Here is a 25624-nt window from a genome sequence, read left to right as displayed (position 1 = left end):
CGGGGTGCCTCTCCGCAGCGTAACTTGGGGGCCCCCCGGGTTCGAGCGAAGCCGAGAACCTGGGGGAGTTCCGAGACACCCGCCGAGTGCAGCCACCGCCCACTGGCACAGCCGCCACAACCTGCCCGTGTACCGACCGCCGAGGGGTCCCGTTCCGTGAGTCTGCATCCCACCCTCCAGCCCTACGCCGACGCCTGGTCCCACTCCATCGAGGCGATATCCGAGCTGGTGCAGCCGCTCCCGGAGGCCGACTGGAACCGGCGGACGCCGTGCCCGGGCTGGTCGGTCCGCGATGTCGTCTCGCACGTCATCGGCCTCGACTCCGAGATGTACGGGGACCCCCGCCCCATCCACACCCTGCCGCGCGACCTGTTCCACGTCACCAACGACCACCAGCGGTACATGGAGATGCAGGTCGACGTGCGCCGCCACCACACGGCGCCGGAGATGACCTCCGAGCTGGAGCTCATGATCATCCGCCGCAACCGGCAGCTGCGCAACGAGAGCCGTGAGCCGGGCACCAAGGTGCGCGGCCCGCTGGGCACGGAGCTGACGCTGGAGGAGTCCATGCGCCGGCACGCCTTCGACGTGTGGGCGCACGAGCAGGACCTGCGCACGGCCCTCGGCCGGCCCGGCAACCTCGACTCGCCCGGCGCGCACGTCGCCCGTGACGTGCTGCTCGCCGAACTGCCGCGCGTGGTAGCCGAGAAGGCGCAGGCACCACGCAGCTCGGCCGTGGTCGTCGACGTGAACGGTCCGCTGGAGTTCCTGCGCACGATCCGCGTCGACATCCAGGGCCGCGGCACCCTCGAGACGGCGCCCGCCCTCGGCCCCGCGGCCACCCTCACCCTCGACTGGGAGACCTATGTGCGCCTGGCCTGCGGCCGGGTGACGGCGGACGGGGCGGCGGACCGGGTGAAGACGGAGGGCGACCTGGACCTGGCGGCGGCGATCCTGCGGCACTTCGCGGTCACCCCGTAGGCGCCGGGGCCGTGGCGCCCCGGGGTGCTCGGCGCTTCCGCCCGGGGCCGGCGCCTGGGCCGGGGAACGGTCCGGTGGGGGCGCCGGCCCGCTCGGCCCGGGGCGCCTACACCGGCACGTGGACGGAGGAGACCCGGCTGGCGACCAGCCGCTCCGACTCCCTGCGCGCCGCCCGCCGCCGCAGCCGCAGGATCTGCGAGACCCCCAGCGCCTGCAGCACGAACACCGACGAGAAGGCGACGACGTAGTCGTCCCCGGTCGCGTCCAGCAGCACCCCGACGGCGAACAGCGTGGTCATGGAGGCGACGAAGCCCCCCATGTTGGTGATCCCGGACGCCGTCCCCTGCCGCTCCGGCGGGTTCGCCGGGCGGGCGAAGTCGAACCCGAGCATCGAGGCCGGCCCGCAGGCCCCCAGCACCGTGCACAGCACGACCAGCAGCCACATCGGCGCCGTGTCCCCCGGATGGGCGAGGGTCGCGGCCCACAGCAGCGCGGTCGCGCCGATCGTCCCCAGCGCCAGCGGCAGCCGCGCACCGTGGTGCCGGGCGACGACCTGGCCGAAGACGAGCCCGACGACCATGTTGGACAGCACCACGAGCGTCAGCAGCTCACCGGCCACACCCCGGGACAGCCCCTGCGCCTCCACCAGGAACGGCATGCCCCACAGCAGCAGGAACACCATCGCCGGGAACTGGGTCGTGAAGTGCACCCACATCCCGAGCCGGGTTCCCGGCTCCCGCCAGGACGCGGTGATCTGACGGCGCACGTAGGCGGCGCCCCGGTGCGGCACGGGCTCCGGTTCGTGGCCCTCGGGGTGGTCCTTGAGGAACAGCACCAGCAGCACGAACACCACCACCCCCGCGAGCGCGCTGCCCGCGAACGCCGCCGTCCAGCCGATGTCGTGCAGCAGCCGGGAGAGGACGAGCGTGGAGACCAGGTTGCCCGCCATGCCGGCCAGTCCGGCCATCTGTCCGATCACCGGCCCGCGCCGGGCCGGGAACCACCGGGCGCCCAGCCGCAGCACGCTGATGAACGTCATCGCGTCGCCGCAGCCGAGCAGCGCGCGCGAGGCGAGCGCCATGCCGTACGACGGTGAGAGGGCGAAGCCGAGCTGCCCGGCCGTGAACAGCACGACGCCGATGCCCAGCACCTTCTTCGTGCCGAGCCGGTCCACCAGCAGCCCGACGGGTATCTGCATGCCCGCGTAGACCAGTAGTTGGAGGATGGAAAAGGTGGAGAGGGCGGAGGCGTTGACACCGAACCGGTCGGCGGCGTCGAGTCCGGCCACCCCCAGGGACGTGCGGAAGATGACGGCGACGAAGTAGACGCAGACGCCGATCCCCCAGACGGCGAGGGCACGCCGGCCGCCTGGGGGCGCCCCCTGCGGGGGAGGGTCGCCGGGCAGGCGGGCGGCGGCACCCGAGCGCGGGGCGCTCATCGCACCTCTCCCCTGGCCAGGTGGGAGAACCAGCCGACGTGCCGGTGGACCACGCCCACGGCCGCCTCCGCGTCGCCCGAGCGCAGCGCCTGAAGGATCTCCTCGTGTTCGGCGAGGGTCTTGGCGATGCGGTCGGGGTGGGAGTGCATCACGGCCACGCCCATGCGCAGCTGGCGGTCGCGGAGCTGGTCGTAGAGACGGGAGAGGATCTCGTTGCCGCCGCTGCGGACGATCTCCGCGTGGAAGCACCGGTCGGTCACGGAGGCGGCGGCGAAGTCACCCGCGGCGGCCTGCTCCTTCTGCCGGGCCAGCAGCTGCTCCAGACGCTCGATGAGAGCGGGCGGGGCGGGCACGGCCTTCCTGGCGGCGTGCTCCTCGACGAGCAGCCGGGTCTCCACCACGTCGGCGATCTCCTGGGCGGAGACCGGCAGCACCAGGGCGCCCTTCTTCGGGTAGAGCTTGATCAGCCCTTCGGCCTCCAGCCGCAGCAGCGCCTCGCGCACCGGGGTGCGCGAGACCCCCACGGCCTCGGCCAGCTCGCCCTCGGTGAGCAGCGTGCCGCCCTCGTAACGGCGCTCCAGGACGCCCTGTTTGACGTGGCTGTACACGCGTTCGGCGGCGGGGGGTTGCTTCACGGGGGCCAGGCTGGTCATGCCGACAGGATAGATACAACACGTGCGCGTGGAAGCATACGTCCACGATGCGGACCGTACCCCGCCCCCGAAAGTCGGGCCCGCCGAGAGCACAACCATCCGCCCCCGGAAGGAGTCGGACATGTGCGGACCCACTGTCGGCCGCACCCACAACTTCGCCGCACCACTGGGGCATTCAACTCAATCGGGGTACCTCACTTGAAGATCGCCATCCAGGCCGTCCGCCTCCGCAGAGCCGTCGGCGTCGCCGTGACCACCGGCGCCCTGGTCTCGGCAGGCGCCCTCTCCGCGGCGCCGGCGCAGGCCGCGCCCGTGCAGGCCGCTCCCGTGCCCACGATCGTCGCCAAGGGCGGCTTCGTGATGAACAACGCGAACGGCAAGTCGCTGTACGCGAAGGGCGCGGACACACGCCGTTCGACCGGTTCGACGACGAAGATCATGACCGCGAAGGTCGTGCTCGCGCAGAAGAACCTGAACCTCGACGCCAAGGTCACCATCCAGAAGGCGTACAGCGACTACATCGTGTCGAAGAACGCCTCGTCCGCGCGGCTGATCGTCGGCGACAAGGTCACCGTGCGCCAGCTGCTGTACGGGCTGATGCTGCCGTCCGGCTGCGACGCGGCGTACGCGCTGGCCGACAAGTTCGGTACCGGCTCGACGCGTTCCGCCCGCGTGAAGTCGTTCATCGGCAAGATGAACGCGGACGCGAAGAAGCTGGGCCTGAAGAACACCCACTTCGACTCGTTCGACGGCATCGGCAACGGCAAGAACTACTCCACGCCGCGTGATCTGACGAAGATCGCGAGCAGCGCGATGAAGAACTCGACGTTCCGTTCGATCGTGAAGACGAAGAAGTACACGGCGAAGACGAGGACGAAGTCGGGCGGCACCCGCACGATGGCGCCGTGGACCAACACGAACACGCTGCTCAGCAGCTACTCGGGCACGATCGGCGTGAAGACCGGCTCCGGCTCGACCTCCAAGTACTGCCTGGTCTTCGCCGCGACCCGGGGTGGCAAGACGGTCATCGGCACGGTCCTCGCCTCCTCCTCCGCCGCCCAGCGCGAGAAGGACGCCAAGAAGCTCCTGGGCTACGGCTTCGGCAAGATCTGACGTACGCGGACACGCGAGGGCCCGCCGGCACAGGCGGGCCCTTTCGCATGTCTCACACAGCTGTCGGCCCTACACCTCTCCGTCGACCTGTGCAGCGGTTTCTACCGACTTCGCTCGCACTCGTGAACATCACCGAACGGGCTGGCATATGCGTCCCGCCCCGCTCTACGTTCCGCAGCGGAGGTGGTTCACATGAACGAACCCAGCAAGCGGCAGCACTCTGCCGAGCAGCACGAGGCGATCGATGTCAGCGACTTCGTCTACGCGGCGACCGGAGCCCGGGTACGCAGGCTGACGATGCCGGACGGGACCCACTGGTTCCCGGCGGTGGACGTCTGCAAGGAACTCGGCCACACCAACTCCCGGAAGGCTCTCGCCGACCACGTTCCCGACGAACACCGAGAAATGCTCGAGACCGTAACTGGAGGTTACGGTCTCAGCGTTCCCGCAGGTAGGGGGTGGCGCCGAGACTTGCACGTCATCTCCCTCCAAGGTCTCATCCTCCTCGTCAACGCCTGCACCAAACCGGCTTGCGCCCCCTTCAAGCAATGGGTCGCCGAAGTCATCGAGACGGTGCAGCGCGAGGGTTCCTACTCCCTCGACGAGGCCGAGGTGCAGCCCGCTGGAGCAGGCACCCCCATCGCCTACGCCATGCCGGAGCAGGTCGCCGAGGCCATCGTCCGGCTGGAGGCCCACAACCTTCAGGTTGACGCCGAGCTCGCCCACGGCCAGCGCGCATCGATCACTTTGCAGAAGGAGACGCTGTCCGCGCAGCAGGAGACGTTGTCCCTTCAGAGGGAGATGCTGGCGACGCAGCAGGCCACCCTCGCCGTGCAACAGGCCATGGTGCGGGCTCTGGAAAGGATCGCCGACCGGTTCGACACCCTCGCCCTGGAACGTCGCCCGGCCGGAGGGCACCTCACCACGCTGCCCACCACCGAGTCGGTGCTGGCCGACTGGCGGGAGCGGCTGTCCGTGACCGAGGACGTGTGGGCGGTGGCCGTGGTGATCGCCCCGGTGCTCGTCGAACGGGGTGAACTGCGGGAGCCGCTGGAGTCGATCGCCGCCCGTACGGGGCTGTCCGTGCGCCGTGTCAACGAGTGTCTCCGCATGCTGCGCAAGCACGCCTGCATCCGCTCCCGGGGCGGGGCCGCGGACGGGGCCCCGGTGTACGTGCTGCACCGGACCTGAGCGGACCGGCACGGCAGGAGGGGCGTCGCAACTCCAACTTGCGGCGCCCCTCCCGTGCTGAATCTACCGGTATGTGGCCGTCACGCCCAAGTGATCAGCCGCTTCGGGTTCTCCAGGATCGCGGCCACGTCGGCCAGGACCTTGGATCCCAGTTCGCCGTCGACCAGACGGTGGTCGAAGGAGAGCGCCAGGGTGGTCACCTGACGGGGCTTCACCTTGCCCTTGTGGACCCACGGCTGGAGCTTGATCGCGCCGACCGCGAGGATCGCGGACTCGCCCTGGTTGAGGATCGGCGTGCCCGTGTCGACGCCGAAGACGCCGACGTTGGTGATCGTGACCGTGCCCGCCTGCATCGCGGACGGCGAGGTCTTGCCCTCCCTGGCCGTGGACACCAGTTCACCCAGGGATTCGGCCAGTTGGGGCAGGGTCTTGGCGTGGGCGTCCTTGATGTTCGGGACGATCAGACCGCGCGGGGTGGCCGCCGCGATGCCCAGGTTGACGTAGTGCTTGACCACGATCTCCTGGGCCGCCTCGTCCCAGGAGGCGTTGACGTCCGGGTTCCGCCTGATGGCGACCAGCAGGGCCTTGGCGATCAGCAGGAGGGGGTTCACCCGCAGACCGGCGAACTCCTTGTCCTGCTTGAGCTCCTCGACCAGCTTCATGGTGCGGGTGACGTCGACCGTCACGAACTCCGTGACGTGCGGCGCCGTGAACGCCGAACCGACCATGGCCGCCGCCGTCGCCTTGCGCACCCCCTTGACGGGGATGCGGGTCTCCCGGGCGGTGTCGTACGACACCGGGGCGGCCGGGGCGGCCGGGGCGGGTGCGGGCTCGGCCGCCGGGGCGGCCGGTTCCCGCGTCGCGGACGCCACCGCCGCGTGGACGTCCTCGCGGGTGATGATGCCGTCCGGGCCGGTCGGAGTGACCGTGGCCAGGTCGACGCCCAGGTCCTTCGCCAGCTTGCGCACCGGCGGCTTCGCCAGCGGGCGGTCCTGGAGGGCGACGGCGGCGGCGCTGTGGCCGTTCAGTTCCGTCTGGACCACCACCGCCGCCTGCTGGGCGGCGGCGTCGTCCGGCGTCTGCTTGCGCGGGCGCCGACGGGTGGAGGACGTCGCCACGCCGTAGCCGACCAGGACGGGCTGGCGGGCGGCCGGCTTCTCGTCGGGTTCGCCGGCGGGCGCGGCGGGGGCGGCGGACGCGGCAGGGGCGGCGGGCGCCTCCTCCGCCGGGGCCGCGCCGCCCGCGACGTCCACCGCGATGATGGACGTGCCCACGTCCACCGTGGTGCCCTCGGGGAAGTGCAGTGCGCGGACCACACCGTCGTAGGGGATGGGCAGTTCGACGGCCGCCTTCGCCGTCTCGACCTCGCAGACCACCTGGCCGTCGGTGACCGTGTCACCCGGCTGGACGTACCACTTGAGGATCTCGGCCTCGGTGAGGCCCTCGCCCACGTCCGGCATCTTGAACTCGCGTACGGACGCGTTCGTCATCGTCGTCACGACCCTCTCCTCAGTACGCCAGCGAGCGGTCGACGGCGTCGAGCACCCGGTCCAGGTCCGGGAGGTAGGACTCCTCCAGGCGGGCCGGCGGGTACGGGGCGTGGTAGCCGCCCACCCGCAGGACCGGGGCTTCCAGGTGGTAGAAGCAGCGCTCCGTGATCCGCGCCGCGATCTCCGCACCCGAACCGAAGAACACCGGCGCCTCGTGCACCACGACCAGGCGGCGCGTCTTCTGCACCGACGCCTGGATCGAGTCGAAGTCCAGCGGGGAGACCGAGCGCAGGTCCAGCACCTCCAGGGAGCGGCCCTCCTCGGCGGCCGCGTCGGCGACCTCCTGGCACAGCTTCACCATCGGGCCGTACGCGACCAGGGTGAGGTCCGTGCCCTCGCGGACGGTCCTCGCCTTGTGCAGCGGGCCCGGGATCGCCTCGGTGTCGACCTCGCCCTTGTCCCAGTAGCGCCGCTTCGGCTCGAAGAAGATCACCGGGTCGTCGCTGTGGATGGCCTGCTGCATCATCCAGTACGCGTCCGACGCGTTCGACGGCGACACGATCTTCAGGCCGGCGACGTGCGCGAACAGCGACTCCGGGGACTCGGAGTGGTGCTCCACCGCGCCGATGCCGCCGCCGTAGGGGATGCGCACGACGACCGGCATCTTGACCTTGCCCAGCGCGCGGGCGTGCATCTTCGCGAGCTGGGTGACGATCTGGTCGTACGCCGGGAAGACGAAACCGTCGAACTGGATCTCCACCACCGGGCGGTAACCGCGCAGCGCCAGGCCGATCGCCGTACCGACGATGCCCGACTCGGCGAGCGGGGTGTCGATGACGCGGCTCTCGCCGAAGTCCTTCTGCAGGCCGTCCGTCACCCGGAACACGCCGCCGAGCTTGCCGACGTCCTCGCCCATGACGAGGACCTTCGGGTCCGTCTCCAGGGCGTGCCGCAGCGACTCGTTGACCGCCTTGGCCAGGGCCATGTTCTTGGATGTCACGGTCTCCGCCATGTCACTTACCCCCGTCTTCGTCCGCGAACGACGCCTGGTAGGCGGCGAACTGTGCCCGCTCCTCGTCCACCAGCGCGTGCCCGTCCGCGTACACGTTCTCGAAGATGGCGAAGTGGTCCGGGTCCGGCATGGCACGAACCGCTTCGCGCACCCGCCTGCCCAACGCCTCGCTCTCGGTCTCCAGTTCCGCGAAGAACCCCTCGTCCACCCGGTGTGAGGACTCCAGGTGGCGGCGCAGGCGCAGGATCGGGTCCTTCGCCTCCCAGGCCAGACGCTCCTCGTCGCCCCGGTAGCGGCTGGGGTCGTCGGAGGTCGTGTGCGCGCCCATGCGGTACGTGAACGCCTCGACCAGCGTCGGCCCCTCACCGGCGCGGGCCCGCTCCAGCGCCCACTTGGTGACGGCCAGGTTCGCCAGCACGTCGTTGCCGTCCACCCGGACGCCCGGGAAGCCGAAGCCCTGCGCGCGCTGGTACAGCGGCACCCGGGACTGCTTCTCGGTCGGCTCGGAGATCGCCCACTGGTTGTTCTGGCAGAAGAACACCACGGGTGCGTTGTAGACCGCGGAGAAGGTGAAGGCCTCGGCCACGTCGCCCTGGCTGGAGGCGCCGTCGCCGAAGTACGCGATGACGGCGCTGTCCGCGCCGTCCTTGGTGATGCCCATCGCGTAACCCGTGGCGTGCAGCGTCTGGGAGCCGATGACGATCGTGTACAGGTGGAAGTTGTTGCCGCCCGGGTCCCAGCCGCCGTTGTTCACCCCGCGGAACATGCCGAGCAGGTTGGTCGGGTCCACCCCGCGGCACCACGCGACGCCGTGCTCACGGTAGGTGGGGAAGACGTAGTCGTCGTCGCGCAGCGCCCGGCCGGAGCCGATCTGCGCCGCCTCCTGCCCGAGCAGCGACGCCCACAGGCCCAGCTCGCCCTGGCGCTGCAGGGAGGTGGCCTCGGCGTCGAAGCGGCGGGTGAGCACCATGTCGCGGTACAGACCGCGCAGGTCGTCGACGGTGATGTCGGCGACGTACTTGTCGAACTCGGCGTTCTTGACGCGCTTGCCCTCGGGCGTCAGCAACTGGACGAGGGCGGGCTCGGCGCTCTTCCCGGCGCCGGTGGCCTTCTTGGTGGTACTGGTGGTGCGCTTGGTGCCGGTGGTGCCGGCCTTGCTTCCGGCGCTGCGTCGCGGTGTGCGCGCGGCAGTGCTCTCCACGGTCACGTGTGCTCCTCCGTCGGTCCGGCCCCCGGGGTTGCCGGTAGGCCAGTGCGGCTCACCTGTTACTCGACCACCGGGCACGGGGTGGGTGCCACTCGGCCGGGAACAGGCGTGACAGGTGCCCCGGCGAGCGCCCTGCAACAGGCACGTTACCCAGTGCGCCACATTTCTGTGAAACACCATCTGACCTGCGATTTTGCTTGGATATCCAAGTAAATCCGGAAGGCGGTGAGAGCGCGCTGGTCACAGCCTTGCAGGAGGCCGGAGCAACGGCACGTTATCCCGGCCACCCCGGGCACGGGAAGAGCCGACTTCGCTGACGGCACGGCGTGCCGCGCCGGGAGTCACGCGGTGCCGGAACGTGGGCGAGGCGCCGCCGAGAGGCAAGCGCCGTCAGGAGCCCACGGCGGGTCAGCCCGCTCCGCCAGGCACTCCGCCCACGACCGCTCCGCCGCCGTCGGCTCCGCCGGCTCCCGCGCCCGCGTTCTCGCTGCCGCCGTCCTCCGTGCCGCCGGTCTCCGTACCGCCGGTCTCCGTACCGCCGGGACCGGTGCCACCGTTCTCGGTACCGCCGTCCTCGGTACCGCCCGTCTGGGTCGGCTGTGTGGCCGACGGCGGGTCGGTCGGCTCCTCCGTCTCCGTGTACGACGGCGTGTACGACGGCGTGTACGACGGCGTCCAGTCCCCGTTGCCGCCCGAGCCCGTACCCGGGTCGGTGCCGGGGTCGGTCGTCTCCTCGGTCTCCTCGTCGCTCGGGGACTCGCTGGCCGGGTCGTCCTCGGTGCTCTGCGACACGGACGGCGACTTCTCGGTCGTGCCGCCGCCACCGGACCCGCCGGCGTTGTTGAGCGCCAGCGCGACGCCCGCCGCGACCGCGATCACGGCGAGCACCGCGAGGATCCACAGCTTGCCGCGCCCGCTGCCCCCGTTGCCGTTGCCCTCGAAGCCGCCGTCGTCCCCGCCGTACCCGGCGGGCAGGATCGGCTGCGGGATCGCCGTGGTGCCGGCGTCCTGGTGCGGCAGCACGGCCGTGCCCGCGAGCCCGGCCGCAGGGGTGCGCGGGCCTTCGTGCAGGTTCACCGGGCCGGTGTTCCAGGTGCCCGTGTGACCGCCCTGGTCGTAGAGCATCTGGAGCCCGTACTGGACCAGGCCGCGCATCTCCTCGGCCGTCTGGAAACGGTCGTCGGGATCCTTGGCGAGGGAGCGCATGACCAGCCCGTCCAGCTCCGGCGGGCAGGCGTCCGAGGCTTCCGAGGGGGGCGTGGGGATGTCCTGGACGTGCTGGTAGACCACCGACAGCGGCGTCTCCCCGGTGAACGGGGGACGCAGCGCCAGCAGTTCGTACATCAGGCAGCCGGTGGCGTACAGGTCGGAGCGGTGGTCGACGGCCTTGCCGAGCGCCTGCTCCGGGGAGAGGTACTGCGGGGTGCCCATGACCATGCCGGTCTGCGTCATGGTCGTCGACGCGCCGTGCAGCGCGCGGGCGATGCCGAAGTCCATCACCTTCACGGCGCCGTTGTGGGTGATGATGACGTTGGCCGGCTTGATGTCGCGGTGCACGATGCCGTGCTGGTGCGAGTAGGCGAGCGCCTCCAGGACACCGGAGACGATGATCAGCGCCTGCTCGGGGCCGGGGGCCTCCGCGTTCATCAGCAGGTCGCGGATGGTGCGGCCCTCGACGATCTCCATCACGATGTACGGGACCGCCTGGCCGCCGATGACGTCCTCGCCGGAGTCGTACACGGCGACGATCGCGTGGTGGTTGAGACCGGCCACCGACTGCGCCTCGCGCGTGAAGCGGACCTTGGCAATGGGGTCCTCGGCCAGGTCGGAGCGCAGCAGCTTGACGGCGACCGTGCGGCCGAGACGTACGTCCTCGGCGGCGAACACCTCGGCCATACCGCCCCGGCCGAGCCTGTGGGTCAGCCGGTACCGGCCGTCGCCCACGAGCCCGCCGTTGCCCCAGTTGTCCGGCGCGTCCGACATGCCGCCGCCAGTCGCCTCGGGGTCGGACGGGCCCTGAGCGCGCTGCTGCTGTGCCATCAGTCCTCGCCGTCGTTTCTGCCCGCGGTGCGCGCGGTGTTGTTTCACGGTCTCCGTCGGCCCACGCTACAGCCTTCGCACGAGGCTCCGGTGCGAGACGGGCTGCCGGGGCCGGCACGAGACGGACCGGCCATGAAACCCGCACTCCGTACTGTCGTGCAAATTGCGTGTACCGGTGGTACGGCCCCTGTAACGCTTCCGCGACGCTTCTTTCGCGTACGGTCACGGATCGGGCACCACGCTTGACGTGTCAGTGGCCTGGGGCAGACTTGGCCGGGAATAGCACTTTCGATCTACGACGAGAACAGTCACCGACGGCGGCGCCGGAGAGGCTACGGGGGACTCGGAACATGAGCCAGGACGGCGCACAGGGCCAGTACGCGGGGCGGGCGCTCGCCGGCGGCCGTTACCAACTGCGGGACCTGCTCGGCCAGGGCGGCATGGCGTCGGTGCACCTCGCCTACGACAGCGTGCTCGACCGCCAGGTCGCGATCAAGACGTTGCACACGGAACTCGGCCGGGAGCAGGCGTTCCGTGAGCGCTTCCGCCGCGAGGCCCAGTCCGTGGCGAAGCTCACGCACACCAACATCGTCTCGGTCTTCGACACCGGCGAGGACGACGTGGACGGCATGACGACGCCGTTCATCGTCATGGAGTACGTCGAGGGCCGCCCGCTGGGCTCCGTGCTCGACGAGGACGTCCGGCAGCAGGGCGCGATGCCCGCCGACAAGGCGCTGAAGATCACCGCGGACGTGCTCGCGGCGCTGGAGATCAGCCACGAGATGGGGCTGGTCCACCGGGACATCAAGCCGGGCAACGTGATGATGACCAAGCGCGGCGTGGTCAAGGTGATGGACTTCGGCATCGCCCGCGCCATGCAGTCGGGTGTCACGTCGATGACGCAGACCGGCATGGTCGTCGGCACCCCGCAGTACCTCTCCCCGGAGCAGGCGCTCGGGCGGGGCGTCGACGCGCGCTCGGACCTGTACTCGGTCGGCATCATGCTGTTCCAGCTCGTCACCGGGCGGCTGCCGTTCGAGGCGGACTCGCCGCTGGCCATCGCGTACGCGCACGTACAGGAGGAACCACCGACCGCGTCCTCGATCAACCGCTCGCTGCCGCCGGCCGTGGACGCGCTGATCGCCCGCGCGCTGAAGAAGAACCCCAACGAGCGTTTCCCCAGCGCGGAGGCGATGCGCGGGGAGTGCCTGCGGGTGGCGCAGTCCGTCCATGCGGCCCCGCCGAGCATCGTGCCGGGCGCGCAGGCGCAGAGCGGCTCGGGCGTCGGCTCCGCGGTGTTCCCGCCGGTCGACCAGGCGACCGGGGCCCCCGCGGGCAACGTGCAGACGCCCTACCGGCCGGCCCCGCAGCCGAACCCTTACGGCACGCCGGCCCCGACCGCGCCGTCCCCGGCGTACGGCTATCCGCAGCACGGCGGCTACCAGACGCCCAACCCGGCGGCGTACTCGCCGCAGCAGGGCGCGTCGACCCCGCCGCCGTACAACATCACCCCGCAGTCCTCGGGCTCCGGCGGCGGTGGCGGCCGGAACAAGCCGGTGATCATCGGCTCGATCGCCGTCTCCGTGCTGGCCGTCGGCGGTCTGGTCACGGCTCTGCTGATGAACGGCGGCGACAAGGACCCGGAGGGCGGCGGGGGCAGCAGCGCCTCGGCGTCGGCGTCGGCGACCAAGGCGGAGGGCTACCGCGGGCCCGACACCTCGAAGAAGATCGACACGGAGGAGTGCGAGGAGCCGCAGGAGTCGTACAACGACCCCGACAAGATCCGGCTGCCCAACTTCAAGTTCAAGTACATCGGCTCGGTGCGGGAGTGCCTGCAGGCCGCCGGCTGGGGCGACTTCAAGATCCTCGAGGTGGACGAGAACACCTACGGCGAGGGTTCGGTCCGCGAGCAGTTCCCGCCGGCCGGTACGGACGTCGACCCCGAGGACATGCCGGAGATCACCCTCAAGGTCTCGACGGGCAACCCGCCCTCCTGACCCTTCGCAACCCTCCGGAACGCGGAACACACACGGCGAAGGGGCCCGGCATCGGAGGATGCCGGGCCCCTTCGGGTCGTGCGGGCAGGGTCGTCGGGGACGCTTACAGGTACGGGCCGCCCGAGCGGCCGCCCAGGTGCGGCTGCTCCTCCGGGCCGTCGCCGACGCCGGGCGGGAGCGCGCGGCGCATCTGCTCCAGCTGGGCGCGCGCCGCCATCTGCTGGGCGAAGAGCGTGGTCTGGATGCCGTGGAAGAGGCCCTCCAGCCAGCCCACCAGCTGGGCCTGGGCGATCCGCAGTTCGGCGTCGGTGGGCGTCGCGTCGTCCGTGAAGGGCAGCGAGATCCGCTCCAGCTCCTCGACCAGCTCCGGAGCCAGACCGTCCTCCAGTTCCTTCACCGAGCTCGAGTGGATCTCCTTGAGCCGGGCCCGGCTGGCCTCGTCCAGGGGAGCCGCTCGCACCTCCTCCAGCAGCTGCTTGATCATGCTGCCGATCCGCATGACCTTCGCCGGCTGTTCCACCTGTTCCGTCACCGGGGTCTCGCGGGAGTCCTCGTCTCCGCTGCCGCCGCTGAGCGCCATGCCGTCCTGGCCGACGACCAGGATCTGCGGATTCTCCGGCGACCGTTCGTTCCTCGGCATCTCCATGCCGTCATTGTCGCGCACCCGGGTGACCAGCCCCGGCGGCGCCCCCGGAAGCAGCGGTGGACCCCCGGGTCCCCCCGACGGACGCATGCGAAATGCCGGGATCATGGCGTGATGCGAAGCTGATGGGCGTCCATCCGGCCCATCTTGCCGACGGTGTGACCGAGCACCGGCCGGCGCGGGAGGTCACGGTCGTGACTCCATGGCTGCGTGCAGTGGCGGCGACGGTCGTTCTGGGAGCGGGGGCTGCGCTGGTGCCGTACGGCACCTCCGCGGGGCCCGCCCACGCCGCGCCGGCGGCGTCCCCGGCGTACCGGGCCGCGGGGGTCGACGCGGGGCCGGTGTCCCGTTCCCCCTCGTCCGCTCCCCGGCCCTCCGTCCCGTCCGCGTCGTCCTCGTCGTCCGCGTCGCCGCCGTCCGGGCGGCCGGACGAGGGCCGGGAACGGCCCGGACGGCACGAACCCGCCGAGGACCCCAGGGACGGAGAGTCCAGGGACGGGGAGTTCAGGGACGGGGAGTCCGGGGAGCGGGAGAGGCGCGGGGCGGACGACGGGGACGGCCGTGACGGCACGGGCCGGCATGACGTCGGCCCGGGCTCCCGTCCGGAGGGCAGGGAGGCGGGGCCCCGGACGGCCGACCCCGGTGACGGCCCGCGCCAGGCACCCACGTCCCCGGCAGCGGTCCCGGTGCCCTCCACTCCGTCGCCAACGGCACCGGACGCGGCCGCGAGCACCGAGCCCGTCCTGCGCATCCTGCCGCTCGGCAGCGGACTGGTCCTCATCGGCCTCGGCCTGGGACTCGCCTTCGTCGCCCTGCGCATGCGCCAGACCTGAGCGCCGCCCGTACGGCCCCGTGCCGTCCCGTCCGCGGACGGGAACCGGCCCCCGACGCAACGGGGTCGATGTGCCGCACCGGACAGGAACCGGCCTCGGACGGGACGCGGTCGGCGAGCGGCGCCGGACGGGGGCCCGGACCAGCCCCGACGACCGGGGGCCGGTCCGGTCGCCACGGGGTCAGTCCGTCGTGACCAGCAGGACCTTGCCGATGTGGCCGCTGTCCTCCACGACGCGGTGGGCGGCGGCCGCCTCCGGCATCGGGATCTCGCGGTCGACGACGGGACGGATGCGGCCCGAGGCGACGAGCGGCCAGACGTGTTCCCGTACGGCCGCCACGATCGCCGCCTTCTCCGCGGCCGGCCGGGCCCGCAGCGAGGTCGCGCTGATCGCGGCGCGCTTGGTGAGGAGGGCGCCGATGTTCAGCTCCCCCTTGGCCCCGCCCTGCATGCCGATGATCGCGAGCCGGCCGTTGACCGCGAGGGCCTGGACGTTGCGGTCCAGGTACTTGGCGCCCATGTTGTCGAGGATGACGTCCGCGCCCGCTCCGTCGGTGGCCTGCCTCAGCTCGGCGACGAAGTCCTGCTCCCGGTAGTTGATCAGGATGTCGGCGCCGAGTTCCGCACAGCGCTCCAGCTTCTGCGCGGTACCGGCCGTGACCGCGACCTTCGCCCCGACGGCCTTGGCCAGCTGGATCGCCATCGTGCCGATGCCGCTGGAGCCGCCGTGCACCAGGAAGGTCTCGCCGGGGCGCAGGTGCGCGACCATGAAGACGTTGGACCAGACCGTGCAGACGACCTCCGGGAGTGCCGCCGCCTGATCGACGGTGACCCCCTCGGGCACGGGCAGCAGCTGCCCGGCCGGCACGGCGACCTTCTCGGCGTAGCCGCCGCCCGCGAGCAGCGCGCAGACCTCGTCACCGACGGCCCAGCCGCTCACCCCGGGGCCGAGCGCGGCGATCCGTCCGGAACATTCCAGACCGGGGTAGGGGGACGCGCCGGGAGGGGGGTTGTAGAAGCCCTGCCGCTGCAGGATGTCGGCCCGGTTGACGGCCCCGGCCACCACCTCGACCAGGACCTCGCCCTCGCCGGCCACCGGATCGGGAACCTCCTCCCACACCAGCGCCTCGGGCCCACCGGGTTCGGGAATCGTGATCGCATGCATGGGGGGACGGTACCCCCGGGTGCGTCCGCGCCACGGGCGCCGCCCGCGGAACCCGTGTGCGTGACCGATGAGTTTGCGCGACGGTAGGAGTCTCTCCCTGCGTAGCCCGAGCACGCGGAAGGACCCCCAGCATGAGCACGCACACGTCCGGCCCGGCGATCGAGACCGTGGGCCTGGTCAAAACCTTCGGTGAGACGCGGGCCGTCGACGGGGTCGATCTGACCGTGCCGGCCGGCACGGTGTACGGCGTCCTCGGACCGAACGGCGCCGGCAAGACCACCACCGTGAAGATGCTCGCCACCCTGCTGCGCCCCGACGGCGGCGAGGCCCGGGTCTTCGGTCACGACGTCGTCCACGAGGCGGACGAGGTGCGCGGCCGGGTCAGCCTCACCGGGCAGTACGCGTCCGTGGACGAGGACCTCACCGGCATCGAGAACCTGGTGCTGCTGGCCCGGCTGCTCGGCCACCACAAGGCCACCGCCCGCACCCGCGCCGCCCAGCTGCTGGAGGCGTTCGGCCTCACGGAAGCGGCCGGGAAGCAGGTCAAGCACTACTCGGGCGGCATGCGGCGCCGCATCGACATCGCGGCGTCCATCCTCAACACCCCCGACCTGCTGTTCCTCGACGAGCCCACCACCGGACTCGACCCGCGCAGCCGCAACCAGGTGTGGGACATCGTGCGCGCGGTCGTCGCCCAGGGCACGACCGTGCTGCTCACCACGCAGTACCTGGACGAGGCCGACCAGCTGGCGTCCCGGATCGCCGTCATCGACCGGGGCCGGGTGATCGCCGAAGGCACCAAGGGCGAGCTGAAGGCGTCCGTCGGCGCCGGCTCGGTCCACCTGCGGCTGCGGGACGCGGACCGGCGGCCCGAGGCCGAGCGGTTGCTGCGGGAGGTGCTGGCCGCGGAGGTACAGCAGGAACCCGACCCGGTGGCCCTCACCGCCCGCCTCGGCGCGGCGACGAGCGACTCCGCCGCCGAGCAGGCGGCACGGGCGCTCGGCGAGCTGACCCGGGCCGGGATCACCGTCGACAACTTCTCGCTCGGACAACCCAGCCTCGACGAGGTCTTCATGGCACTGACCGGGCACGAAGCCGGTCCTGCCGGCACCGGCACCGACACGAAGGACGAGGTGGCGGCATGAGCACGCTCACCAGCACCGAGAGCAAGAACCTCGCGCCGGTCAGCACCGATTCGCTGGCCGCCCTGCTGGTCACCAGGGACCGCCCGCCGCGCCCCAGCTCGCTGTCCACGTCCCTGACCTTCGGCTGGCGTGCCGTCCTGAAGATCAAGCACGTCCCGGAACAGCTCTTCGACGTCACCGCCTTCCCGATCATGAACCTGCTGATGTTCACGTACCTCTTCGGCGGTGCGCTGGCGGGCTCTCCCAGCGACTACATCCAGTTCGTGCTGCCGGGCATCCTGGTGATGTCGGTCGTGATGATCACGATGTACACCGGGGTCTCGGTGAACATCGACATCGAGAAGGGCGTTTTCGACCGGTTCCGTTCGCTGCCCATCTGGCGGCCGTCGGCCATGGTCGGCTACCTGCTCGGCGACGCGCTGCGCTACACCATCGCCTCCGTCGTGATGCTCGCCATGGGGCTGCTGCTCGGTTACCGGGCGGACGGCGGGTTCGTCGGCGTGGTCGCCGGGATCGCCCTGCTGCTGGTCTTCTCGTTCGCCTTCTCGTGGATCTGGACCATGTTCGGGCTGTTGCTGCGCACCGAGAAGTCGGTGATGAGCGTCAGCATGATGGTGATCTTCCCGCTCACCTTCCTGTCCAACGTCTTCGTCGACCCGCGCACCATGCCGGGCTGGCTCCAGGCGTTCGTCAACAACAGCCCCATCACCCATCTGGCGTCCTCGGTGCGCGGACTGATGGCCGGCGACTGGCCGGCCGACGAGATCGCCTGGACGCTGGGCTGGGCCGGGCTGTTCGTGGCGGTCTTCGGCCCGGTCACGATGCGGCTCTACAACCGCAAGTGACGGGACCGGGGCCCGCCCGACCGGGAGGGCGGACCTCAGGTCCAGGGGAGCGGACGGGTGTCGGGGGTCACCTTGGTGCCCGGCGTGGCCCGCACGATCGTGATCAGCCGGTCGGTCAGTTCCAGAGTCCCGACGTCCGGGTCGTCGTAGCCCAGCACCCGGTGCCCGCGGACGACGCTCACCACGAGGTCGTTCGTCTCCCGGACGGTCTTGCCCACCTCAGCCTTTATGACCGGCCGTTCGACCATGTCGAGACCGGTCCCCTGCTGGATCAGGTCCTCCATGACCATGCCGGCCGAGGGACTGAGCACCGAGAGTCCGAGCAGCCGCCCGGCCGCGCTGGCGCTGGTGATGACCGCGTCGGCACCCGACTGCTTGAGCAGCGGGGCGTTCTCCTCCTCGCGTACCGCGGCGACGATCTTCGCGTTCCGGTTGAGCTGCCGCGCCGTCAGCGTCACCAGGACCGCCGTGTCGTCGCGTTGCGTCGCGATGATGATCTGCCGTGCGCGGTACACCTCGGCCCGCTTCAGCACCTCACTGCGTGTGGCGTCCCCTATGACGCCCGCGAAACCGTCCGCCGTGGCCGCCTCGATCGCCTTCGCACTGGGATCGACCACCACGACCTGCTCCTTGCGGAGCCCCGTCGCGCAGACCGTCTTGATCGCGGACCGTCCCTTGGTCCCGAACCCGACGACAACGGTGTGATCGCGCAAGGTGGACCTCCAGCGGTTCAGTCGCCACTCCTCCCGGGTGCGTTCGGTGAGGGCCTCGAGAGTGGTGCCGACCAGGATGATCAGGAACAGCACGCGCAGCGGCGTGATGACGAAGATGTTGGTGAGCCGGGCGGCGTCGGATACCGGTGTGATGTCGCCGTACCCGGTGGTGGAGAGGGTGACGGTCGCGTAGTAGAACGCGTCGAGAAGGTCGATGGACCCGTCTGCGTTGTCGTTGTAGCCGCTGCGGTCGGCGTACACGATGAACGCCGTCACCACGAGCACCACCAGGGCCATCGACAGCCGTTTGGCGACCTGGCGGATCGGGTGCTCCACCAGCTTCCTCGGGAGTTTCACCCGATGCGTCACCAAATGTTCGTCCGCCTGGCGCGCGATGGCGTCCTGGCCCGGAAGTTTCACGTGAAACACACCCCGATTCCCCCGGACGCCCAGGGCAGGTCGAGCAGTTCCGCCTCCGTCCCGGGACCGGCACTGCCCGGGGGTACGACGGCGAGCGCGTCGGCCGCCGCGACCCCGCGCAGCATGGCGGGACCGTTGTAGAGCAGCGGCACCGCCCGGTCCCCGCGCAGGGCGACGGGGACCAGCCGGGTGTCGTACGGATGCCCCTGCACGCCGTCCCGCAGCGGCAGCGTGTACGGCTCCGGGGCGGGGCGTGCCGCGAGGGTCCGCAGCAGCGGCTCGGCGAGGGTGAGCAGGCCGGAGACGGCGGCCAGCGGGTTGCCGGGCAGACCGACGAGGAACTGGCCGTCCCTGACGCGGGCCAGGAGCATCGGGTGGCCGGGGCGCACCCGCACGCCGTCCACGAGGAGTTCGGCACCGATGCGGCGCAGCGTGGGGTGCACATGGTCGACCGGACCGGCGGCGGTGCCGCCGGTGGTCACCACGACCTCGGCGTCGCAGTGGGTGATCGCGTCGTGCAGCGCCTGCTCATCGTCGCCGACCCGGCGCACGTCGATGACCTCCGCGCCGAGAGCGCGCAGCCAGGGCGGCAGCAGCGGGCCGAGGGCGTCCCGGATGAGTCCGCCGTGCGGCAGTCCCTCACCGAGCAGTTCGTCACCGAGGACGAACACGGCGGCACGGGGTCGGGGGACCGCCATGAGCGTGTCGTATCCGGCGGCGGCGGCCATGCCCAGGACGGGCGGGGTCACCAGCGTGCCCGCGGGCAGCAGTTGGTCGCCGCTGCGGCACTCCTGGCCGCGGGGACGGATGTCCTGGCCGTGGGAGACGGTGTGCGGTGGCCGGTCGGCGACGGTGGCGTGCAGCCGGCCCGTGCCGTCGGTGCGGCCGCGCTCGCTGCGGAGCACGGCGGTGGTGTCCGGAGGGACCCGGGCACCGGTGGCGATCCGGACGGCCTCGCCGTCGGTGAGCGGCACGTGCTCGGCGTGCCCGGCGAGCACACCCTCCTCCCGTACGTCCCAGGGGCCGGGGCCGGAGACCGCCCAGCCGTCCATCGCCGAGGTGTCGAAGGAGGGCAGGTCGGTGAGGGCGGTGAGGGGGGTGGCCAGAGTGAGGCCGAGGGCAGAGGCGAGGGGCACGGCGACCGGGGCCGGCAGACCGGTACGGCCCCGGGAGCCGTGGCGCGGGGCGCGCTCGGCGACGGCCCGGGCGTCGGACCAGGCGGTGGCGCGAGGGTGCGGGTGGTGCGTGCCGCCGCCGTGTTCACCGGCGGGGCGGTCGGAGCGGTGGGAGCGGTCGTTCACGAGGGCGAGCGCCTCCTCGACGTCGAGATCGTCGGCGTCCTCGCCGGCCCGGATGCCGTGGGGGGTCATCCCGCGTCCGGGCGGGCGTCGGGAGCAGCGTCGGGTGTGGTGCCGGCGGACCGCGTGCCGGCGGAGGAGGCGTCGGCGGCAGGGGGGTCGGCCGGGACGGAGGGGGCGTCGGCGGTGGAGGCATCCTCGTCCGCCCAGCGCAGCGCGAGCGCCACGGCCTTGCGGGTCGCCTCGGCGACCGCCTCGCGGTCGCCGCCCGCCCGTGCGGCCGCGTAACCGACGAGGAAGGTGGTCAGGGGTGCGGCGGGCCTGGCCACACCGTGGGCGGCGTCCCGGGCGAGGTCGAGCAGCGCGCCGGTGTCGACGTCCAGGTCGATGCCCAGTTCGTCCTTGACTGCGGAGATCCATTCGTCCAACACGTGTCCATGCTCCCTGATGCGTGCCCTGGCAAGGGCGATGTCGTCCCAGGTGTCGCAGTCGAAGGACGCCACCGGGCCGGAGATACGGGCGAGGTCGAGGGCGCCGGTCAGCCGGCGCAGGGGGAGTCCGGTCAGGGTGCCGTGCCGGCCGGTCAGCGCGGTCAGTTCGCGGCGCAGGGACGCGGTCCGGTAGGCGGCGACGAGCGGCTGGTCGCGGCCGCCGGAGTCGCTCAGCAGCACGCCGTCGGCCGTGCCGCGGCCGAGGGACGTCAACAGCCCCGCGACGGTGCGGTGGTCGAGGAACGGCAGGTCGGCGGAGAGCAGCACGACGAGGTCGGCCGTGGTGTGCCGGAGCCCGGCGTCGAGCGCGGCGAGGGGGCCGCCGCCCGGGGGCTCCTCGCGGGCCCAGGTCACGGGGCGCGCGGTGCGGCGGGGAGCGGCGACCACCACGGTGGTGCGGGCGTCGGCGCAGGCCGCGAGGACCCGGTCGAGCAGCGCCCGCCCGCCGACGCGCACGCCGGGTTTGTCGGCGCCCCCGAGCCTGCGGGCGGCGCCGCCGGCCAGGACGACGGCGTCGTAGACGGCGCCGGTTCCCACGGAGGCGCTGCCCGAGGGTTCACCTGAGGGACCGCGGGGCGGATCACCGGGTGGCTGGTACTCGGTCACCCCCCGAGTATGCGTGCCCCCGCGATCACGGAGAACGCGGGGGCACGTGGACAGGGGCGCGGAGCCGGGAGGGAGGGGAGCGGACTCACAGCGTCCGCAGCAGCACCGCCGGTTGTTCCACACAGTCCGCCACGTAGCGCAGGAAGCCGCCCGCCGTACCGCCGTCGCAGACCCGGTGGTCGAAGGTGAACGAGAGCTGCACGACCTGCCGCACGGCCAGCTCGCCCTCGTGCACCCACGGCTTGGGGACGATGCGGCCGACGCCGAGCATGGCGGCCTCGGGGTGGTTGATGATCGGTGTGGAGCCGTCGACGCCGAACACGCCGTAGTTGTTCAGCGTGAAGGTCCCTCCGGTGAGTTCCGCGGGCGTCAGGGTCCCGGCCCGGGCCGCCTCGGTGAGGCGGGCGAACTCGGCCGTGAGCGACTCGGTGTCGCGTGTGTGCGCGTCACGGACGACGGGGACGACGAGTCCGCGGTCGGTCTGGGCTGCGAAGCCGAGGTGCACACCGGCGTGCCGGACGATCTCCCTGGCTCCGGTGTCCACCGAGGCGTTGAGCTCGGGGAAGCGGGCGAGCGCGGCGGTGCAGATCCGGGCCAGCAGGGCGAGGACGGAGATCTTCGGACCGCCGGAGGCGTTCATCGCGGCGCGCGTGCGCATCAGTTCGGTGGCGTCGGCGTCCACCCAGCAGGTCGCGTCCGGAATCTCGGTGCGGCTGCGGGAGAGCTTGTCCGCGACGGCACCGCGGACGCCCCTGAGGGGGACGCGGTGGGCGGCGGGAGGGGCGGTGGCCGGCGCGCTCGCCGGGGTGGCCCGCGTCCCCGGTGCGCCGGCCGTCGCCTCCGCACGGCCCTGGGTGGCGGCGGCACGCAGCGCGTACTCCACGTCGGCCCGCAGGATCAGCCCGTCGGGCCCGGATCCGGTCATCTCCCGCAGGTCCAGGCCGTTCTGCCGGGCCAGCCTGCGCACCAGGGGGGAGATCACGGGGACGGGACCGCCGGCGACGGCCGCGGGGGCGCCCGGGGCGTCCGCGGACCTGGGGGTCGTGACCGTCCCGTTCACGGCGCGGGCCGCGGGTGCGGACGGCGTCGTCGGCTCGGGGCGGCGCACCCGGCGGCGGCGGGCCGGTGCCTCGGAGGTGCCGTAGCCGACCAGGACGTTGCCGGAGCCCTCGCCGGACGGAACCCGGCCCGCCGGCTCCGCGGAGTGCGCGGCGTCCACGGAGGCCACGGTGTCCGTGCCGCCGCCCGTGCGGCCCTCGGCCGTCTCCCCCACCGCCACGGTCAGCAGCGGAGCGCCGACGGGCAGTTCCGTGCCCTCGGCGCCGAAGCGGGCGGTGACCACCCCGCCGTAGGGGCAGGGCACCTCCACCATCGCCTTGGCCGTCTCGACCTCCACGACCGGCTGGTCCACGGCGACGACGTCGCCGACCTCGACCAGCCAGCGCACGATCTCCGCCTCGGTGAGCCCCTCACCGAGGTCGGGCAGTTTGAACTCCAGCACCTGTGCCATCAGCTCTCGGCCTCCCACTGCAGGCGCCCCACGGCGTCCAGGATGCGGTCCACACCAGGCAGGTGGTGGCGCTCCAGCATCGGCGGCGGATACGGCAGGTCGAACCCGGCCACCCGCAGCACCGGCGCCTCCAGGTGGTGGAAGCAGCGCTCCGAGACCCGGGCCGCGATCTCCCCGCCCGGGCCGCCGAAGCCGCCCGACTCGTGGACGACCACCGCGCGTCCCGTCCGCCGTACCGAGGCGCACACCGTCTCGTCGTCGAACGGCACCAGGGAGCGCAGGTCGACGACTTCGAGGTCCCAGCCCTCGGCCCGGGCCGCCTCGGCCGCCTCCATGCAGACGGGTACGGACGGCCCGTAGGTGATGAGCGTGGCGCTCCGGCCGGAGCGCCGCACCACCGCACGGCCTATCGGGTCGACGGCCGTCGGCTCCTCGGGGTTCCAGGCGTCCTTCGACCAGTAGAGCCGTTTGGGCTCCAGGAAGACGACCGGGTCGTCGGAGGCGATGGACGCCCGCAGCAGGCCGTAGGCGTCCGCGACGGTCGCGGGCGTGACGACATGGAGCCCCGGAGTCGCCATGTAGTACGCCTCGGAGGAGTCGCTGTGGTGCTCGACGCCGCCGATGCCGCCGCCGTAGGGGACGCGGATGGTGATCGGCAGGGGCATCTTGCCCCGCGTGCGGTTGCGCGTCTTCGCCACGTGGGAGAGGAGCTGCTCGAACGCCGGGTAGGCGAACGCGTCGAACTGCATCTCCACCACCGGGCGCAGCCCGTACATGGCCATGCCCACCGCCGTGCCGAGGATGCCCGCCTCGGCCAGCGGTGTGTCCGTGCAGCGGTCCTCGCCGAACTCCTTGGCGAGTCCGTCGGTGATCCGGAAGACACCGCCGAGGGTGCCGACGTCCTCGCCCATGACGTGCACGGACGGGTCGGCGGCCATGGCGTCGCGCATCGCTCGCGTGAGGGCCTGCGCCATGGTGGCCGGTTTGACGGCGACGGTGGTCATCACGGTGTCCCTTCCGGTGCGGCCTCGGCCGCCAGCTCGGCCCGCAGCTGCTCCCGCTGCTCCAGCAGCTGGGGGGTGGGCTCGGCGTAGACGTGCGCGAAGAGGTCCATGGGGTCGAGCTCCGCGTCCTGGTTCATGCGGGCCCGCAGGTCGGCGGCCATGGTCTCGGCGTCCTGGCGGGCGCTCTCGGCGCCCGCCTCGTCGAGCAGTCCGCGCCCGGTCAGCTCCCGCTCCAGAAGGGCGATCGGGTCGTGCTGCTTCCAGGTCTCCACCTCGGCGTCGCCCCGGTAGCGGGTCGCGTCGTCGGCGTTGGTGTGGGCCTCCACGCGGTACGTGATCGCCTCGACCAGGGTCGGGCCGCCCCCCGCGCGGGCGCGGCGCACGGCGTCGGCCAGGACCTCGTGGACGGCGGCGGCGTCGTTGCCGTCGACCAGGCGGCCGGGCATGCCGTAGCCGACGGCCTTGTGGGCCAGCGACGGAGCCGCGGTCTGCTTGGCGAGCGGTACCGAGATGGCGAAGCCGTTGTTCTGCACGAGGAAGACCACCGGCGCCTGCCAGACGGCGGCGAAGTTCAGCGCCTCGTGGAAGTCGCCCTCGCTGGTGCCGCCGTCGCCGACCATGGCGAGCGCGACCACGTCGTCGCCCTTGAGGCGGGCGGCGTGCGCCAGGCCGACGGCGTGCGGCAGCTGGGTGGCGAGCGGGGTGCTCAGCGGGGCGACCCGGTGTTCACGGGGGTCGTAGCCGGTGTGCCAGTCGCCGCGCAGCAGGGTGAGGGCCTCCACCGGGTCCACACCGCGCGCCACGACCGCGAGGGTGTCGCGGTAGCTGGGGAAGAGCCAGTCGCGCTCCTCCAGCACCAGGGCGGCGGCGACCTCACAGGCCTCCTGGCCGGTGCTGGAGGGGTAGACCGCGAGACGGCCCTGCTTGGTGAGGGCGGTGGCCTGCGCGTTGTACCGGCGACCCTTCACCAGCTCCGCGTACAGCCGGCGCAGCAGCTCCGGGTCGGCCCCGGCGGCCGCCTCGGTGCCGAGCACGCGGTACGGCTCCGCGTCGGGCAGCAGCGGCGCGGGGTCGGTACGGGGCTGCCAGGCGGGCGGCGGGGTCGGCCGGTAGGCCCCCCGCTGCTCCATGACCGTCATGACGGCACCTCCTCGTGGGAAGACGGAGGCGCGGCGTCTGTGACGCGCCTCACCAACCGATTGTTCGGTCGCCGGCACATTTTGGCTACGGGTGGCACCAGGCTGTGGACAAACGGTTCTCCACAGCTTGGGATGGATGCAGGACGTCCACGGCGGAGAGGTGGGGGCGGGTGGCATCTGAACAAATGGCCGAGGGTCAGGAGGGGGCCGGGCCGCTGCCTCCCGCACGACCCCTGGACGCGATCGACCAGGACATCCTGCGCATGCTCCAGGCGGACGGCCGCGCCTCCATACGCTCGGTGGCCGAACGGGTGCACGTCTCCCGCGCGAACGCGTACGCGCGGATCAACCGGCTCGTCGAGGACGGCGTGATCCGGGGCTTCGGGGCCCGCGTCGACCACGAACGGGCCGGTCACGGGACGTCCGCGTACATCACCCTGAAGATCGTCCAGAACACCTGGCGCACGGTCCGCGAGCAGCTCAGACAGCTTCCCGGCGCCTCGCACATCGCGCTGGTCGGCGGGGACTTCGACGTGCTGCTGCTGGTGCACACGCCCGACAACAGGGCGCTGCGCGAGGTGGTGCTGACCCGGCTGCAGGCGATCCCGGAGGTGCTGAGCACGCGCACGCTGCTGGTGTTCGAGGAGGAGGACCTCGAACCGCAGGGGTGAGGCCCGCCGGAGCGGGCCTC

The 25624-nt window shown here is 72.0% G+C and carries 22 protein-coding genes; 8 read left to right on the top strand and 14 right to left on the bottom strand.

The annotated features are described in order from the left end of the window. Positions 1 to 156 precede the first annotated feature (156 nt). The gene (locus ACZ6A9_RS09680; protein ID WP_468981657.1) at positions 157 to 981 is read left to right on the top strand and encodes a maleylpyruvate isomerase family mycothiol-dependent enzyme; all 825 of its coding nucleotides are present in this window, start codon (positions 157 to 159) and stop codon (positions 979 to 981) included. A gap of 106 nt (positions 982 to 1087) precedes the next feature. On the opposite strand, the gene ACZ6A9_RS09675 is transcribed toward ACZ6A9_RS09680, so the two are convergent. Beyond that, the gene (locus ACZ6A9_RS09675) at positions 1088 to 2419 is read right to left on the bottom strand and encodes an MFS transporter (RefSeq protein ID WP_468981652.1); all 1332 of its coding nucleotides are present in this window, start codon (positions 2417 to 2419) and stop codon (positions 1088 to 1090) included. Then, positions 2416 to 3072 carry a GntR family transcriptional regulator gene (locus tag ACZ6A9_RS09670; RefSeq protein ID WP_468981650.1) on the bottom strand — a complete coding sequence of 219 codons (657 nt, stop codon included), beginning with the start codon at positions 3070 to 3072 and terminating at the stop codon, positions 2416 to 2418. The genes ACZ6A9_RS09675 and ACZ6A9_RS09670 overlap by 4 nt, the downstream gene beginning before the upstream one ends. 198 nt (positions 3073 to 3270) lie before the next feature. Here ACZ6A9_RS09670 and ACZ6A9_RS09665 point away from each other — a divergent pair, with 198 nt between their 5' ends. After that, positions 3271 to 4185, top strand: a complete 915-nt coding sequence (locus ACZ6A9_RS09665) for a D-alanyl-D-alanine carboxypeptidase family protein (RefSeq protein WP_468981647.1) — start codon at positions 3271 to 3273, stop codon at positions 4183 to 4185. A 192-nt stretch (positions 4186 to 4377) separates the two neighbouring features. Next, on the top strand, positions 4378 to 5376 hold the full coding sequence (locus ACZ6A9_RS09660) for a BRO-N domain-containing protein (RefSeq protein ID WP_468981644.1): 999 nt from the start codon (positions 4378 to 4380) through the stop codon (positions 5374 to 5376). Positions 5377 to 5456: 80 nt separating this feature from the next. Here ACZ6A9_RS09660 and ACZ6A9_RS09655 read toward each other — a convergent pair whose 3' ends face one another. The 4 genes from ACZ6A9_RS09655 to ACZ6A9_RS09640 form a co-directional block, all read right to left on the bottom strand. Then, entirely contained in the window at positions 5457 to 6875 is a 1419-nt protein-coding gene (locus ACZ6A9_RS09655; RefSeq protein ID WP_468981640.1) for a dihydrolipoamide acetyltransferase family protein, read from the bottom strand. A gap of 10 nt (positions 6876 to 6885) precedes the next feature. Further along, on the bottom strand, positions 6886 to 7878 hold the full coding sequence (locus tag ACZ6A9_RS09650; RefSeq protein ID WP_468981634.1) for an alpha-ketoacid dehydrogenase subunit beta: 993 nt from the start codon (positions 7876 to 7878) through the stop codon (positions 6886 to 6888). A 1-nt stretch (position 7879) separates the two neighbouring features. After that, a complete protein-coding gene (pdhA, locus tag ACZ6A9_RS09645; RefSeq protein WP_468981628.1) occupies positions 7880 to 9085 on the bottom strand; it encodes a pyruvate dehydrogenase (acetyl-transferring) E1 component subunit alpha in 1206 nt (401 codons plus the stop codon). A gap of 408 nt (positions 9086 to 9493) precedes the next feature. Further along, positions 9494 to 11125 (bottom strand): protein kinase domain-containing protein, encoded by a 1632-nt coding sequence (locus tag ACZ6A9_RS09640; protein WP_468981624.1) that lies wholly within the window; start codon positions 11123 to 11125, stop codon positions 9494 to 9496. Between the two features lie 350 nt (positions 11126 to 11475). On the opposite strand from ACZ6A9_RS09640, the gene ACZ6A9_RS09635 reads away from it, so the two are divergent. Continuing rightward, positions 11476 to 13122 (top strand): protein kinase domain-containing protein, encoded by a 1647-nt coding sequence (locus ACZ6A9_RS09635; RefSeq protein ID WP_468981618.1) that lies wholly within the window; start codon positions 11476 to 11478, stop codon positions 13120 to 13122. A 103-nt stretch (positions 13123 to 13225) separates the two neighbouring features. Here ACZ6A9_RS09635 and ACZ6A9_RS09630 read toward each other — a convergent pair whose 3' ends face one another. Then, complete coding sequence (locus ACZ6A9_RS09630; RefSeq protein WP_468981612.1) at positions 13226 to 13768, bottom strand: bacterial proteasome activator family protein; 543 nt, start codon at positions 13766 to 13768, stop codon at positions 13226 to 13228. A 191-nt stretch (positions 13769 to 13959) separates the two neighbouring features. Between ACZ6A9_RS09630 and ACZ6A9_RS09625 the strand changes: the two genes are divergently transcribed. Continuing rightward, complete coding sequence (locus ACZ6A9_RS09625) at positions 13960 to 14598, top strand: hypothetical protein (RefSeq protein WP_468981607.1); 639 nt, start codon at positions 13960 to 13962, stop codon at positions 14596 to 14598. Positions 14599 to 14778: 180 nt separating this feature from the next. On the opposite strand, the gene ACZ6A9_RS09620 is transcribed toward ACZ6A9_RS09625, so the two are convergent. Then, positions 14779 to 15762: an NAD(P)H-quinone oxidoreductase gene (locus ACZ6A9_RS09620; protein WP_468981603.1), complete on the bottom strand. Its 984-nt coding sequence runs from the start codon at positions 15760 to 15762 to the stop codon at positions 14779 to 14781. 131 nt (positions 15763 to 15893) lie between these two features. On the opposite strand from ACZ6A9_RS09620, the gene ACZ6A9_RS09615 reads away from it, so the two are divergent. Beyond that, entirely contained in the window at positions 15894 to 16907 is a 1014-nt protein-coding gene (locus tag ACZ6A9_RS09615; RefSeq protein WP_468981599.1) for an ATP-binding cassette domain-containing protein, read from the top strand. After that, positions 16904 to 17752 (top strand): ABC transporter permease, encoded by an 849-nt coding sequence (locus ACZ6A9_RS09610; RefSeq protein ID WP_468981594.1) that lies wholly within the window; start codon positions 16904 to 16906, stop codon positions 17750 to 17752. The genes ACZ6A9_RS09615 and ACZ6A9_RS09610 overlap by 4 nt, the downstream gene beginning before the upstream one ends. A gap of 35 nt (positions 17753 to 17787) precedes the next feature. On the opposite strand, the gene ACZ6A9_RS09605 is transcribed toward ACZ6A9_RS09610, so the two are convergent. From ACZ6A9_RS09605 to pdhA (ACZ6A9_RS09580), 6 genes are all read right to left on the bottom strand, one after another. Then, positions 17788 to 18885 (bottom strand): potassium channel family protein, encoded by a 1098-nt coding sequence (locus tag ACZ6A9_RS09605; protein ID WP_468981589.1) that lies wholly within the window; start codon positions 18883 to 18885, stop codon positions 17788 to 17790. Beyond that, entirely contained in the window at positions 18882 to 20255 is a 1374-nt protein-coding gene (locus ACZ6A9_RS09600; RefSeq protein ID WP_468981586.1) for a molybdopterin molybdotransferase MoeA, read from the bottom strand. Before ACZ6A9_RS09600 ends, ACZ6A9_RS09605 begins: the two co-directional genes overlap by 4 nt. Then, positions 20252 to 21280, bottom strand: a complete 1029-nt coding sequence (locus tag ACZ6A9_RS09595; protein ID WP_468981580.1) for an NTP transferase domain-containing protein — start codon at positions 21278 to 21280, stop codon at positions 20252 to 20254. Before ACZ6A9_RS09595 ends, ACZ6A9_RS09600 begins: the two co-directional genes overlap by 4 nt. Positions 21281 to 21365: 85 nt before the next feature. Continuing rightward, a complete protein-coding gene (locus ACZ6A9_RS09590; RefSeq protein WP_468981574.1) occupies positions 21366 to 22790 on the bottom strand; it encodes a dihydrolipoamide acetyltransferase family protein in 1425 nt (474 codons plus the stop codon). After that, positions 22790 to 23794, bottom strand: a complete 1005-nt coding sequence (locus tag ACZ6A9_RS09585) for an alpha-ketoacid dehydrogenase subunit beta (RefSeq protein ID WP_468981569.1) — start codon at positions 23792 to 23794, stop codon at positions 22790 to 22792. Before ACZ6A9_RS09585 ends, ACZ6A9_RS09590 begins: the two co-directional genes overlap by 1 nt. Then, positions 23794 to 24933, bottom strand: coding sequence for a pyruvate dehydrogenase (acetyl-transferring) E1 component subunit alpha (pdhA, locus tag ACZ6A9_RS09580; protein WP_468981564.1), 1140 nt, complete (start codon positions 24931 to 24933; stop codon positions 23794 to 23796). The genes ACZ6A9_RS09585 and pdhA (ACZ6A9_RS09580) overlap by 1 nt, the downstream gene beginning before the upstream one ends. Positions 24934 to 25118: 185 nt before the next feature. Between pdhA (ACZ6A9_RS09580) and ACZ6A9_RS09575 the strand changes: the two genes are divergently transcribed. Beyond that, positions 25119 to 25604, top strand: a complete 486-nt coding sequence (locus ACZ6A9_RS09575) for an Lrp/AsnC family transcriptional regulator (RefSeq protein WP_468982907.1) — start codon at positions 25119 to 25121, stop codon at positions 25602 to 25604. The last annotated feature ends 20 nt before the right edge of the window (positions 25605 to 25624 follow it).

This window comes from Streptomyces sp. NPDC041124, assembly GCF_055592385.1.
This window is presented reverse-complemented; position numbering and strand designations above follow the sequence as displayed.